This is a genomic window from Erythrobacter sp. (assembly GCF_036351135.1).
In the GTDB taxonomy this organism is placed as follows: Bacteria; Pseudomonadota; Alphaproteobacteria; order Sphingomonadales; family Sphingomonadaceae; genus Erythrobacter.
The window spans coordinates 55,087-68,792 of record NZ_JAZBON010000017.1; the positions used below are offsets into that span (position 1 = coordinate 55,087).

Here is a 13,706-nt window from a genome sequence, read left to right on the forward strand (position 1 = left end):
GCCCGTTGCATGGCGGGCACCACAGGCATAGCTGGCAGTGATGGAACTGACGCCGCTGGCTCTCGTGATCCTCGCGCTGGTGCTCGCCGCCTGGACGGTCGCTGCAGCAATCGTCGTGCTGCGCGCCGGTGCGAGCACGCGGCGGGCGAAGGCGCTCGAAACCTCGCTTGCTCGGATGCAGCATCTGCTAGACGTCGCGCCGGCGATCCCGATGCTGATCCGCGTCGATGGCCGGATCGAGGCACCCGAACGGCTCGCGCGCTGGCTCGGGCTGACCGCAATGCCGCAATATGTCAGCGAACTGACCGGCGGCGCTGTGGACGGCGAAGGGGGGCGGGGGCTTTCGCAGGACCAGGTCGATGCGCTGTGGGCCAAGGTCAGGGCCACGCAAAAGAGCGCCGCGCCGTTTGCGATGACGCTGACCCCGCCGGGTGCGCGGCGCAGCCTGCAATTGCAGGGCGCGCTGGCCGATCCAAAGGTCTCCGCCGGCGGCGCGGCGATCGTCTGGGTGTTCGATTTCACCGCCAGCGCCGACGAATTGGCGCGATTGCGCGCCGACACCGCGCGCGCCCGGTCCGACTTCGCCGCACTGATCGGCCTTATCGAAGCCGCGCCCACCCCGATGTGGTTCCGCGGCCCCGACATGGCGCTGCAGCTGGTCAACCTCGCCTATGTCGAAGCGGTCGGTGCGCCCGACCTCGAAACGGTGATCGAGCAGCAGATCGAGCTGCTCGAAGCGCATGAAGGCCGTTCGCCGGGCGAGATCGCTCGTGAGGCTTATGAAACCGGCGAGGAACTCAGCCGGACCGACGCTGTCACGATCGAGGGCGAGCGCCGTGCGCTGCGGGTGACCGACCTGCCGCTCGGCCGCAACGGCGTCGCGGGCTATGCGATCGACATCGAAGAACAACAGCAGGTCGCGCGCGAATTTCGTGCGTTTCGCGAAGCGCAGCGCGCCATGCTCGACCAGCTTTCGGTCGGCGTTGCGCAATTCGGCGCGGACGAGACGCTGGTCTTCGCCAATCGTCCCTTCCGCCGGCGGTTCGGGCTTGGCGAGGAAGCGATCGGGGAGGGTATCGCGTTCGACCGCTTCCTTGCCGACGCGCGCGAACATGGGAGCACACCAGAGGTGCGCGACTTTCCCGAATGGCGCCGCGATCACCGCGAATGGTTTGATGCGGCGCAAACGGTCGAGGAAAACTGGCCGCTGCCCGGCGGCACGCATCTGCGCATCGTCGCGCAGCCGATGCCCGATGGCGGCCTCGTGATGATCGCCGAAGATCGGACCGAACAACTCGCGCTCTCGGCCACACGCGACACCCTGCTGCGCACCCGCACCGCCACACTCGACAGCCTGTTCGAGGCGCTGGCGATCTTCGCCCCCGACGGTTCGCTGCAATTGTGGAACCGCAGTTTCGCCGGCACCTGGGGCCTGAGCGCCGACTTTCTCGACACCCACCCCAGCGCCGAGAAGCTGCTCGAAGCGATCGGGGCGAATCTGCGCGATGCGAACGAAACCGCCGCGATCGGTGCGGTGGTGCGTGCCGCCACTCTCGACCGGCGCGAGAAGCAGGGACAGGTCGTGCTGGCCGACGGTCGCACGCTGCGCTTCGCCGGCGTGCCGCTGCCCGACGGTAACGGGCTGCTGACCGTGCTCGACATCACGGCGTCGCAGAAGGCCGAGGCGGCGCTGCGCGAGAGGGCGCAGGCGCTTGAGGAAGCCGACGGGGTTAAAGCGCGTTTCCTTGCCAACATGTCCTACGAGTTTCGCACCCCGCTCACTTCGGTACGAGGTTTTGCCGAATTGCTCGCCAGCGGGGCGGCGGGCGAGATGAACGAGCAGGCGCGCGGCTATATCGAGGCGATCCTCACCTCGGTCGAGCGGCTTACCGAGCAGGTGGAGAACGTCCTCGACCTTTCCCAGACCGAAGCGGGCCTGATGCCGATCGCCAAGGAGGAGCTCGACCTCCTGCCGTTTCTCACCCGACTGGTACGCGAGCGCGAAAAGGCGATCATCGAGGGCGGGCTGAGCCTCGATCTCAAGGGCGGCAGGAAGCGCAAGGTCGAAGCCGATCCGCGCCAGCTCGGCCGCGCGATTGGCAATCTTCTCGACAATGCGATCGCGGGGACCGAGGCGGGCGGCAAGATCGTTATCGAGTTGCCGCAACCGCAGCCAAGAAAGGGCGCAGGCGGGGACGACCAGTGGGCGGCCCAGATCGACATGATCGACAATGGCAGCGGCATGTCGGAAGACGAGCTCGCCCGCGCGCTCGGCGGGTTGGAGCACGAGGGGGAGGGCGAGCGCGAGCGACGTAACGGGCTCGGCCTGCCGCTCGCCCGCACGCTGATCGAAGCGCATGACGGGCGGCTCGACATTGTCAGCCGCAAGGGGCAGGGCACCGCGGTGACCATCTTGCTCCCCTGACGCCGATGCCCATGGACCAGCGCCGCGCGCTCCCAGACCTAGCCGCCATGGCACGTTTCGGCGCGCAAATAGCCGATCGCCTTCGTCCGGGCGATGTGGTCGCGCTCGAAGGCGGTCTGGGGGCGGGGAAGACCACTTTGGCCCGCGCGATCATTGCGCATCTCGGATATGACGGCGAAGTGCCTTCGCCGACCTTTACCATCGTCGAGACCTACGATGCCCCTCCGCTGCGTCTGCCGATCGTGCATGCCGATTTCTACCGGCTGGAGGATCCGTCGGAGGCCGCCGAACTGGGGCTCGAGGATTATCGCGAGGGCGCGGCGCTGATCGCTGAATGGCCAGCCCGTGCCGGGGGCTTCGTGCATGAGCCTCAATGTCTGACGATTGCGCTCGAACGCGACGGGAAAGCTGCGGATGGCGGGCGGATAGCGATTGTGAAGCCCGGTGCGGCTTGGCTAGAGCGCATGGCATGAGCGATCTTCCCGAGGGTCTGAGCGAATTCGTTGCATCTGCCGGCTGGGATGATGCGCGCATCGAACCGATCCCTGGCGATGCCTCTTTCCGCCGCTACTTCCGTCTGCGCCGCGCTTCGGGTGAGAGCGCGATGCTGATGCACGCTCCGCCGCCGCACGAGGATCCGCAGCCTTTTCTGCTGGTTGCGCAGTGGCTCGCCTCGCACGGTATGCGCGCGCCGCAAATCCATGCGCAAAACCCGCGCGAGGGCTGGGTGCTGACCGAGGATTTTGGCGAGCATCGGATGCGCGACTGGCTGGACGATTACCCTGGTGCGGAGCGTGCGGCCTACGAGGCGGCTGTCGACACGCTGGTGCGCCTGCACGAACGGCCCGCCGGCCCGTTTTCGCCCTACGATATGGCGACCTATGTCCGCGAAGCGATGCTCCTGCCTGAATGGTTTTGCCAGGCGCACGGGCTGGACATCGACGAGGTGGGATATGCGGAGGCCTGGGAGGAGGCGCTTGCTCCCCTGGTTGAGCGGCAGGACCAACCGGTAACGGTGCTGCGCGATTATCATGCGGAGAACATCATGCTGCTGGGCGATCCGCGCGACGGGGGGGCGCAAGGGCTGATCGATTTTCAGGACGCGTTGGTCGGGCACCGCGCCTACGATCTGGTTTCCCTGCTGCAGGATGCCCGCCGCGACGTGTCGCCCGATCTCGAAGCGGCGATGCTCGAGCGATATATGGCGGCCGCTGGAGCTGGCGAGCATTTCCAGGCCGATTACGCGCGGCTCGGCGCACAGCGCAATGCGAAGATCGTCGGCATCTTCACCCGCCTTGCCGAGCGCGATGGCAAGCCGCGCTATCTCGCCATGATCCCGCGCGTCTGGGCGGCGATGGAGCGCGATCTGGCGCATCCGGCACTGGGCCCGGTTGCTCGATGGTTCGATCGGAACATCCCTGGCGAGCTGCGCGCAAGGCATGGGGGGAGCGTATGACCGCTAAGGGCAAAGCCGGCCTCGCAAGCGACACCGCGATGGTAATGGCTGCCGGCCTTGGCAAGCGCATGCGACCGCTCACGGCGACCATGCCAAAGCCACTGGTGCGGGTCGCGGGCAAGCCGCTGATCGACCATGCGCTCGATCGGCTTGCCGAATGCGGTATCGCGCGCGCGGTGGTCAACGTGCACTATCTCGCCGACGCGCTCGAGGCGCATGTGCTGGAGCGCGAGGCGCCGGGAGTCACGATTTCCGATGAGCGCGAGGTGCTGCTCGAAACGGGGGGCGGGCTGATCAAGGCACAGGACCTGCTGCCCGACCCGTTCTTCTGCCTCAATGCCGACAATATCTGGCTCGAAGGGCCGCGCGATGCCTTCCGCGATCTGTCCGCACGCTGGGACCCGGAACGGATGGACGCGCTGCTCCTGTTGGTCAGCCATCGCAGCGCGGCAAACTTCTCCGGGCTCGGCGATTTTCATATGGACCCGCATGGGCGTATTTCGCGGCGGCAGCCGGGCCGGGTCGCGCCCTTCATCTACACGGGCATCCAACTCATAGGAAAGCGTCTGTTGCGCGATGCGCCCGAAGGCAAGTTTTCGACCAACATCTTGTGGAACCGGGCGCTCGACGAGGGGCGGCTCTACGGGGTCGCCTTCACCGGACGCTGGTTCGAAGTCGGCACCCCCGATGCGATCAGGCCGACCGAAGATGCGCTGGCGAGGGGTTGAGCTCGCTTTTGATAGGCGCAACACATGAGCGGGCGCGCCGATCCGCAAGTCTATTCGATTGCGGCCCATCGCGGTTTCGCCGACGCTTTGGTGGCTGGCATCGTGCCGCGATATGCCGATGCGGAATTCGGCCTTGCGCGGCTGACGCTGCTTGTCCCCAGCAGCCGCGCCGCCCGTACGCTGCGCGAAGCATTCATCCGCCATAGCGGGCAGGAACGCGAAGATGCTGAGGCGCCGCATGGCCTGCTGATGCCGCGCATGGTGGCGATCGGCGATCTCGATCTGGACGAAGCGTTAGGCGTGCTGTTCGATCCGCTCGGCGCCAGCGACATTCCCCCGGCGGTCGAACCGATGCGGCGCTGGCTCGAACTGGCGCGACTTGTTGCGGAGGAGCGGGCGGCGGAGGGGGATGATCCGCTGCCGGGCGCGGCGCGGCTTCGGCTGGCGCGGGAAATTGCACGGACCATCGATCGCCTGCTGGTAGAGGACAAGACACCCGACGACCTGACTGGCGAGGCGGTGCTCGATCTGCTCGGCAGTCTTTCGGGGCACTGGCAACGCTCGCTGCGGACCTTCGCGCGGGTTCAGGCGCGCTGGCGGTCGCTGCTCGAGCACCGCGGTGAAGTCGATGCGGCAACACGGCGCAACCTGTTGTTCGACCGCGCGGCGCGCAAATGGCGGTCCGATCCGCCCGCAACGCCGATCCTGGCCGCCGGCGTTACCAGCGCCTCGCCCGCGCTCGCCCGGATGCTGCGGGCTATTGCCGATTTGCCTGGCGGTGCGGTGGTGCTGCCTGATCTCGATCTGTCGCTATCGGGCGAGGCGTGGGAAGAGCTCGGCCGTGCCGGCGCTGCGCCCGAGCCGGGGGGAGAGGTGTTCGCGAAGGGCGATGCGCTCACCCATCCGCAATATCACCTCAAGCTGTTGCTCTCTCGTATGGGACTGAAGCGCGAAGAGGTGCGTTCCTGGCACCGCAAGGGTATCGCCGCCGCACCGCCCGCGCGCAGCCATGCGATCACCTCGCTCTTTCTGCCGCCGCAGGCAAGCAAGTCCTGGGTCGATCTGCCCGCGGAGAAGCGGCGGCTGAAGGGCGTGCGCTTGATGGTATCGGCGACGCCCGAGGAAGAGGCGCAAAGCGCCGCGCTGCTGGTCCGCGAAGCATTGGAGCAGCCGGAAAAGCGCGTCGCCGTCGTCACGGCCGATCGCTCGCTTGCGGCGCGCATCGCGCAGCATCTGCAACGCTGGAACATCGCGGCCGATGACAGTGCGGGCCGCGCGCTGTCGCTGACGCCCGCGGGACGGCTGGCGGGTCTGCTGGCGGAAATCATCGCCCATGGCCTCGCGCCGGCAACGCTGGTCGCGCTGCTGGGTCATCCGCTGGTCTCGCGCGGCGAGCCGGAGTTACGGCGCGCCTGGCTTCAAAACCTGCGCGCTTTCGATCGGGCGCTTCGCGCGCTCACGCCCGCACCCGGTCTCGAACCGCTGCGTCAGATCGCGCGCATGGTCGGAGTGAGCGAATGGTGGCAGCAGGTCGAGGCGATATTGGGGCCGCTTCTGGACAGCACTGGATCGGCGCGGCTCGCGGAGCTTGTCGATAGGCTCGCAGCGGCCGCCGAAGCGCTGGCCGGAGAGGATGCCTTCGCGCGCGAGGATGGCCGGGCGCTCGCCACTCTGATCGAGGACCTGCGTCTCCACGCCGGTGCTGTCGAGACCGAGGTGAGGGGCGCCGACTTCGCCGCGATCCTGCGCGATGCGATGGACGAGGTCGCGGTCCGCCCGCCCTATGGCGGCCACCCGCGTGTCGCAATCTTCGGCCTGCTCGAATCGCGCCTCGCGCGGGCCGATCTGGTCATTTGCTGCGGCCTTAACGAAGGCAGCTGGCCGCAAGCGCCCAGCGCCGACGCGCTGCTCGCGCCGCCCGTGCTACGCGCGCTGGGCGTGCCGGGGGCGGAGTTTCGCATTGGCCTTGCCGCGCACGACCTCGCCGGCGCGATGGGCGCCCCCGAAGTGGTGCTGAGCCGGGCGCTGCGCGACGCCGAAGGTCCGACGCTCGCCTCGCGTTTCGTGCTGCGGGTCGAGGCGCTGTTGGGCGAACTCGCAGGCGAATATCGCGAGGCTCGCATGCCCGCCATGCTCGCCGCGCTCGACCGCGCGCCGCCCCCGGCGCCCGACTATCCGCGGCCCATGCCGGCTCCATCGCCTAACCAGCGCCGAGACGTCCGGATCAGCGCCACCGCGCTCGACCGTCTGCTGGGCGACCCTTACCAATTCTACGCGAGCGAAATCTTGAAGCTGCGCCGTCTCGATCCGCTCGCCGCCGATCCCTTCAGCGATCCGGCCCTGCGCGGCACATTGGTGCACGATGTGCTGGAAAAGTGGCACGGCGCGCGGGAGAGCGATCCGACGGTCGCGCTCGTGCCATTTGCGCGAGAAGCTTTTGCCAAGGCGCAGGTGCACCCGCTGTTCAAGGGGCTGTGGCAACCTCGCATTCTGGCCGCTTTCGAGACTTTCGAAGCAAAGCTCGCCGAGCAGACGCGCGAAGGCCGCACGCCGACAGCCATCGAAAGCCGCGGTTCGATGCGGGTGGAGGCAATCGAAGTGAGCGGACGGGCCGACCGGATCGACCGGCTGGCGGATGGCAGTCTCGCCATCGTCGATTACAAGACCGGCACCCCGCCCAGCGCCGCGCAGGTCGAGGCGGGTTATGCGCTGCAGATGGGAGTCCTGGGCCTGATTGCACGCGACGGTGGGTTCGAGGACGGGAAGCTGCGCGGCGAGGTTGGAGCGTACGAATATTGGTCGCTCGCTCGCGGCAAGGCGGATGACGAGTTCGGCTATGTGATCGAACCGGTCAAGCGCACCGCGCGGCAAAAAGGTCTGACGCCCGAGGAGTTCCTCCCCCGGCACAAAGCCTGGCTGGAAGAGGCGATCGGCAAATATCTGACCGGCTCGGCGCCCTTTACCGCGAAGGAGAACCCCGATTATCCTGCCTATTCCGATTACGACCAGCTGATGCGGCTCGAGGAATGGATCGTGCGGCTGGGCGAGGGTGATCGTTCTTCAGGCGGAGCATCCGAATGAGCGGCGCGGTTTTCCCGCTCGAAGGCAATCAGCTCGCCGCGGCAAATCCCCGCGACAATGTCTGGATGACCGCGTCGGCCGGCACTGGCAAGACGCAGGTGCTTTCGGCGCGCGTCCTGCGCCTGCTGTTGACCCCCGGCGTCGCACCCTCGCAAATCCTTTGTCTCACCTTCACCAAGGCGGGCGCGGCGGAAATGGCGAACCGGATCAATGCCGTGCTTGCCCGCTGGGTGCGGCTCGATCCGGAACGGCTGGCGCGCGAGCTTGGAGCTCTCGGCGCCGATATCGACCCGGCGACGCAGGATCATGCACGGTCGCTGTTCGCCAGCGTGCTCGACTGCCCTGGCGGCGGGCTGAGGATCGATACGATCCACGCCTTCGCGCAATGGTTGCTCGCGAATTTTCCCGAAGAGGCCGAACTCGTTCCCGGCACCCGTCCGATGGAAGACCGCGAACGCGATCTTCTCGCGCGCGATGTGCTGGAGGACATGCTCGGCGAAGACGCGAGCGACTTTGCCGACAAGGTCGCCGCCTTCAGCAAGGCGAAGAGCCCCGAGGCTCTTCGCGCCTGGCTGCTGCGCTGTGCCGGCGCGGCGCATATGTGGGAGGGGCCGGGCAGCTGGCAGCCGCCGATGGATATGCGGGTGCGGGCGCTGCTCGACATGCCGGCGAGCGCGGATGCGGATTGGGCGATCGAGGGTTTGCACCGCGATACCTTCCCCGACGATCAGCTGCGCGCAATGCTGCCCTTGATGCGCGATTGGCCGACGCAGGCTGGGGTGAAGACGGCCGCCTTCATCGAACGCTGGCTGGGCCTGCCACATACCGAGCGCGTGGACGCCATGCCCGGATTCTACGACACCGTGCTCAAGAAGGACGGCGAGCCGCGCACCATGACCAAGCCCGCCCGCGCTGAGCCGCGGCTCACAAGCTGGCAGGCCGACATCGCCCAGGCGGCCGCGATGGTGGAGGAACGCCGCGCCCTGCTTTCCCTCGCTACGTTTCTGACCGATGCGCTCACCATGGGCCGCGCTTTCGCCCTGCGCTGGGAGGAGGCGAAACGCCGCGAGGGCTTTCTCGATTTCGATGACCTGATCGCACGCGCGGCGCTGCTGCTCAAGCGTTCGGATGCCGCGGACTGGATCCGCTACAAACTCGATCGCAGCTTCGACCATATTCTGATCGACGAGGCGCAGGACACCAATGCGGCGCAATGGGACATCGTGCTCGCGCTGATCGACGATTTCTTCAGCGGCGAGGGCGCGCGGGGCGATACGCTGCGCACGATCTTCACCGTCGGCGATTACAAACAGGCGATCTTCGGTTTCCAGGGCACCAGTCCCGAAAATTTCGAGCGGGCCCGCGAGACCGTGCGGCGCCGGATCGAGGAAGCGCGCACGCACGCGCACGAATTGCGCGAGGATCGTCGGTTGCCGCGCTGGAGCGCGCTCGATCTCGGCCGCTCATTTCGCACCGCCCTGCCCGTGCTCCACTTCGTCAACGAGGCGATAGCGGCTATCGGGCACGACGCTTTCGGGCTGACCAGCGCGCCGGGTGAGCATGTCGGCGAGGACCGCGCCGGATTGGTGGCGCTGTGGGAGCCGGTCACCGGCGAGAGCGATCTTGACGAGAACGAGGAAGAGCGCGACTGGCTGCCCGCGCACGACACCCAGCTTGCGGAACGGATCGCGCGTCAGGTTCGCCGCTGGGTCAGCGGCGAGGAACCGTTCGTCCTTGAAAAAGGCGAGCGACGGCACGCGCAGGCCGGCGACATCATGGTGCTGGTGAGGAAGCGCAAGGACCTTGCTGCGCAGATCGTCGCCAAGCTGCACGGCCAGGGCGTGCCCGTGGCCGGGGTCGATCGGCTGCGGCTGGGCGCGCCGCTGGCTGTCAAGGATCTGATGGCGGCGCTGCGCTTCGCCGCGCAGCCGCTGGATGACCTCTCGCTGGCCAACGTGCTCGCCTCGCCATTGGGCGGATGGACGCAGGACGATCTGCTAGCGCATGTCCCGCGGCCTCCCGGCAGGCGGTTATGGGAGCATCTGCGCGAGCGGGCGGAGAGCGACGACTTCGTCGCGAATGCAGTGTCGCGGCTGAAAGACCTTCTCGCCCGCGCCGATTTCGAGACCCCGCAGGCGCTTCTCGCCTGGCTGCTGACGGGGCCGTGGCAGGGACGTCGCGCGTTGACCCGGCGCTTGGGCCAAGAAGCCAACGATCCGATCGACGAACTGGTCAACGCCGCTTTCGCCTATGAACGCGCCCATCCCCCGAGCCTTGCGGGCTTTACCGAATGGTTCGATGCCGGAACCGGGGAACTGAAACGCGATGCCGACGCGGCGGGCGGGCAGGTCCGCGTGATGACCGTGCACGGGGCGAAAGGCTTGCAGGCGCCGATCGTGATCCTCGCCGATGCGACCGGGGAGCCGGGTCAGACGGGCGCGCTCGATCTCGACGACGATCCACTGGGCGAGGGCGGGAAGACCACGCGCGCCGTGCCACTGCCGTCATTGGCGAAGGCGCAGCGTGTGGGCCGGGTGGCGGCGGCGGAAGAACGTGCGGCGCGCGCAGCGATGGAGGAGCACTGGCGGCTGCTCTATGTGGCGATGACGCGCGCGGAGGAGGCGCTGTTCATCGGCGGTTCGCTGGGTCCGCGCAGCAAGGGCGAGCCGCACGAGGACAGCTGGTATGCGCGCCTCGCGCCCTTGTTCGACAGCCCGCCGCAGCAGGACGATATCTGGCATGAGCGCCGCGAATGGGGCGTGCGCGCCGATCCGATCGGCGAGGTGGAGAGCGCGTCGGAGGACGCGGAACCGGCGCTGTTGCCTGACTGGGCTTCGAGGCCGATCGGCCCCGAACCGCGCCCGCCGCGCCCGCTGGCGCCGAGCGGGGCGGGCGAGGAAGCGAGTGCCGATCCCCCGAGCGCTGGCGGCGGCAATGCAAGTGCGGCGCAGCGCGGCGTGCTGCTCCATCGCCTGCTCGAACGCCTCCCAGACCTGCCACCCGAGGGGCGCGAGGACACGGCGCGCGCCTGGTTGACGCGGCAAGCGGGCGACATGGCCGAGGCCGAGCGCAAGGAGATGCTTGAAAGCGCGCTCGCCGTCGTTTCGGACCCGCGATTTGCCGACATATTCGATGGCTCCGCGCTTGCCGAAGTGCCGCTCGCAGCGACGCTCGGCGGCATGGTAATCGCGGGTGTCGCAGACCGATTGTTGGTGACGCAAGGCGAGGTGACGGTCGTGGACTTCAAGACTACCCGGCGCCCGCCCACGCAGGCCGACGAGGTTCCGCTGCCGGTGGTGAGACAGATGGCGGCCTATGTTGCCGCGGTTGGCGCGATTTATCCCGGTCGCCGTCTTCGCGCTTTCGTGCTTTACACACATGCCCCCGCAATGTTCGAAATCGCGCCAGACCGGATCGCACTTCACAAACAATCGTTGGGTGACGAGCAGGATAACTATGCCCCGCTCGATATTGAGTGAGATGCAAGTCCCCCTAGATAGGGGGCCACACGCAAATAGGAGTTTACTATGGCCACCATCAACGTCACCGATGCAAGTTTCGAAAGCGATGTCCTCAAGAGCGACAAGCCGGTGCTGGTCGATTTCTGGGCGGAATGGTGCGGCCCGTGCAAGATGATCGCTCCCGCGCTCGAGGAAATCAGTGAAGAGCTCGGCGAGCAGGTGACGATCGCAAAGATGGACATCATGGAATCGACGCAGGTGCCGGGCGAGATGGGCGTGCAGTCGATCCCGTTGATGGTGCTGTTCAAGGACGGCCAGCCGGTCGCGCGCAAGGTCGGCGCGGCACCCAAGAGCCAGCTCAAGGACTGGCTCGAGAGCGAAATCTGAGCGGTTTTCCCAGCTCTAGGGTAGGCGCAGACTGGGGCTTTAGCCGTTCAATCTTCGCGCGAATGTTTCCCAGATTGCCGGGCTGGACGCGCCGATAAGGCCAATGCGGCCCATTTCGTCCACGCGGTAATCGCTGCCGTCGTGCCGCGCGACCTTGCCGCCCGCCTCGTTGAGCCAGAGCGCGCCTGCCGCGTGGTCCCAGGGTAGCGTACGCTCGAAAGTCGAGACGTCGTTTTCGCCCAGCGCGAGGCGGGGATATTGTTCGGCGGCGCAGCGCGGAATGTCGACCAGCTCGTAATGCGGGCCGATCGCAGCATCCACTCGGGCGCGTTGCTGCTCGGTCATGAACCCGCGCGCGATGGCGGCAACGTTCGGGTCCTGCCCGGTTGAACGCGCGCTGATCCGCTCTCCATCGATAAAGGCGCCTTCGCCCTTTCTCGCGTGGCACAGCCGGTCGGCCTGTGGGTCGTAAAGCCAGCCGGCGATCGCGCGCCCCGCATCGGCGAGCGCGACGATGATCCCGAACGGCTCCTTGCCTTCCGCGAAATTGGCGGTTCCGTCGAGCGGGTCTATGATCCAGCAAGGATCGGACAAACGCTCCAGCACCCCCTCGTCAGCCGCCACCGCCTCCTCGCCTACCACCGCAACGTCGCCCACGAGCTTGGTCAAAGCCTCGGAGAGAAACGCCTCGACCTCGCGGTCGACCACCGTGACCGGATCGTCCTTGCCCTTCATCTCGATCTGATCGCCGGAAAGGGCGCGGAAGCGGGGCAGAACCGAGCGTTGCGCAGCAAAACGCAGCAGGTCGCGCAGTTCGGCATCCAGCGCAGTCAAGCTCACGAACGATAATCCGCGTTGATGCTGATGTAGCCCTGGGTGAGGTCGCAGGTCCACACCGTCGCGCGGCCATCGCCGACGCCGATTTCGACGGCGAGGTCGATCTCCTCGCCCTTCAGATGCTCGGCCACCGGAGCCTCGTCGTAATTCTCGACCGGAAGACCGTCGCGCGCCGTCCAGATGCCGCCGAAGGCGATGCCGAGCCGGTCGCGGTCGGCCGGTTCGCCTGCCTTGCCTACCGCCATGACCACGCGGCCCCAATTGGCGTCCTCTCCGGCGATTGCGGTCTTGACCAGCGGCGAATTGGCAATCACGAGCCCGATGGTTCGCGCGCTGTCGTCGCTTGCCGCCCCGCTCACCCGGATCGTGATGAATTTGGACGCGCCTTCGCCATCGCGTACGACCAGCTGTGCAAGCTCGCGGCAAATGTCGTCCAGAGCAGCGGCAAAGGCATCGGCGCCGGGGTCTTCGCGACTTTCGATGCGAATATTGCCAGCCTTGCCGGTCGCGAAGGCGAGCACGGTGTCGCTGGTCGAAGTGTCGCCATCGACCGTGATGCAATTGAAGCTGCGCGCGGTGGCGGCTTCGAGCAATTCCTGGAGCACCCCCGGCGCGATGTCGGCGTCGGTGAAGATGTATCCGAGCATGGTCGCCATGTCGGGCGCGATCATGCCGCTGCCCTTGACGATTCCGGCAAGCTCGACGCGTGTGTCGCCGACCATCGCGGAAGCCCGCGCGCCCTTGGCGAAAGTGTCAGTCGTGCCGATTGCGCGTGCCGCATCCTCCCAGCTGGCCTCTTCGGCGGTGAAGGCGGCCTTCAACCCCTCACGCGCCTTGTTTTGGGGTAACGGCACCCCGATCACTCCGGTCGAAGAAACGAAAACCTTCTGAAAGTCGCAGCCGAGATGCGCCGCCGCCTGCTGCCGGATCGCCTCGACCGCATCACGCCCGCGGTGGCCGGTAAAGGCGTTGGCGTTGCCGGCATTGACCACCAGCGCCCGCGCGCGGCCGGCTTTGACTTGTTCGCGGCCAAGTTCGACCTCGCTCGAGGCGCAGAGCGACTGCGTGAACACGCCTGCGACCGCTGTCCTCTCGGCAAGTTCGACATAGGTCAGATCGGCCCGGTCCCAGTCCTTGTAACGCGCCCGCGCGGTGTGCAACGTCACCCCGTCGATTGCAGGCATGTCGGGGAAGGGCCGGGCGAGGGGAGAGGGCTTCAGATCCATGCGCGCGGCCTTACGAACAGCGGGGGCCCCTTGTAAACGGCGATCCTTGCATGGCTTCCCGGCCGCCGGCGGTGGACGAATTGAGGTGATTGCATTATATTGCTC

The 13,706-nt window shown here is 67.1% G+C and carries 9 protein-coding genes; 7 read left to right on the forward strand and 2 right to left on the reverse strand.

Going from position 1 to position 13,706, the window contains the following annotated elements; translation table 11 throughout:
* Nucleotides 1-40 precede the first annotated feature (40 nt).
* From V2I30_RS04990 to trxA, 7 genes are read left to right on the forward strand one after another with little or no spacing between them, the layout of a single operon-like run.
* Nucleotides 41-2,425: a PAS domain-containing sensor histidine kinase gene (locus V2I30_RS04990; RefSeq protein ID WP_330660978.1), complete on the forward strand. Its 2,385-nt coding sequence runs from the start codon at nt 41-43 to the stop codon at nt 2,423-2,425.
* 11 nt (nt 2,426-2,436) lie between these two features.
* On the forward strand, nt 2,437-2,898 hold the full coding sequence (tsaE, locus tag V2I30_RS04995) for a tRNA (adenosine(37)-N6)-threonylcarbamoyltransferase complex ATPase subunit type 1 TsaE (RefSeq protein ID WP_442896903.1): 462 nt from the start codon (nt 2,437-2,439) through the stop codon (nt 2,896-2,898).
* Nucleotides 2,895-3,881: an aminoglycoside phosphotransferase family protein gene (locus tag V2I30_RS05000; RefSeq protein ID WP_330660980.1), complete on the forward strand. Its 987-nt coding sequence runs from the start codon at nt 2,895-2,897 to the stop codon at nt 3,879-3,881. Before tsaE ends, V2I30_RS05000 begins: the two co-directional genes overlap by 4 nt.
* On the forward strand, nt 3,878-4,609 hold the full coding sequence (locus tag V2I30_RS05005) for a nucleotidyltransferase family protein (protein WP_330660981.1): 732 nt from the start codon (nt 3,878-3,880) through the stop codon (nt 4,607-4,609). Before V2I30_RS05000 ends, V2I30_RS05005 begins: the two co-directional genes overlap by 4 nt.
* 24 nt (nt 4,610-4,633) lie before the next feature.
* Complete coding sequence (locus tag V2I30_RS05010) at nt 4,634-7,690, forward strand: PD-(D/E)XK nuclease family protein (RefSeq protein ID WP_330660982.1); 3,057 nt, start codon at nt 4,634-4,636, stop codon at nt 7,688-7,690.
* The gene (gene addA, locus V2I30_RS05015; RefSeq protein WP_330660983.1) at nt 7,687-11,169 is read left to right on the forward strand and encodes a double-strand break repair helicase AddA; all 3,483 of its coding nucleotides are present in this window, start codon (nt 7,687-7,689) and stop codon (nt 11,167-11,169) included. The genes V2I30_RS05010 and addA overlap by 4 nt, the downstream gene beginning before the upstream one ends.
* Before the next feature lie 48 nt (nt 11,170-11,217).
* Complete coding sequence (trxA, locus tag V2I30_RS05020) at nt 11,218-11,538, forward strand: thioredoxin (protein ID WP_330660984.1); 321 nt, start codon at nt 11,218-11,220, stop codon at nt 11,536-11,538.
* 39 nt (nt 11,539-11,577) lie between these two features.
* Here trxA and V2I30_RS05025 read toward each other — a convergent pair whose 3' ends face one another.
* Both V2I30_RS05025 and argJ read right to left on the reverse strand, forming a co-directional pair.
* A complete protein-coding gene (locus V2I30_RS05025) occupies nt 11,578-12,378 on the reverse strand; it encodes an inositol monophosphatase family protein (protein WP_330660985.1) in 801 nt (266 codons plus the stop codon).
* Entirely contained in the window at nt 12,375-13,601 is a 1,227-nt protein-coding gene (argJ, locus tag V2I30_RS05030; protein ID WP_330660986.1) for a bifunctional glutamate N-acetyltransferase/amino-acid acetyltransferase ArgJ, read from the reverse strand. Before argJ ends, V2I30_RS05025 begins: the two co-directional genes overlap by 4 nt.
* Between the last annotated feature and the right edge of the window lie 105 nt (nt 13,602-13,706).

Bases quoted from the DNA above. Each gene is read 5' to 3' on its own strand.
- trxA (WP_330660984.1), top strand. From the start codon at position 11,218: ATGGCCACCATCAACGTCACCGATGCAAGTTTCGAAAGCGATGTCCTC.
- V2I30_RS05005 (WP_330660981.1), top strand. From the start codon at position 3,878: ATGACCGCTAAGGGCAAAGCCGGCCTCGCAAGCGACACCGCGATGGTA.
- V2I30_RS05010 (WP_330660982.1), top strand. From the start codon at position 4,634: ATGAGCGGGCGCGCCGATCCGCAAGTCTATTCGATTGCGGCCCATCGC.
- V2I30_RS05000 (WP_330660980.1), top strand. From the start codon at position 2,895: ATGAGCGATCTTCCCGAGGGTCTGAGCGAATTCGTTGCATCTGCCGGC.
- addA (WP_330660983.1), top strand. From the start codon at position 7,687: ATGAGCGGCGCGGTTTTCCCGCTCGAAGGCAATCAGCTCGCCGCGGCA.
- tsaE (WP_442896903.1), top strand. From the start codon at position 2,437: ATGGACCAGCGCCGCGCGCTCCCAGACCTAGCCGCCATGGCACGTTTC.
- V2I30_RS04990 (WP_330660978.1), top strand. From the start codon at position 41: ATGGAACTGACGCCGCTGGCTCTCGTGATCCTCGCGCTGGTGCTCGCC.
- argJ (WP_330660986.1), bottom strand. From the start codon at position 13,601: ATGGATCTGAAGCCCTCTCCCCTCGCCCGGCCCTTCCCCGACATGCCT.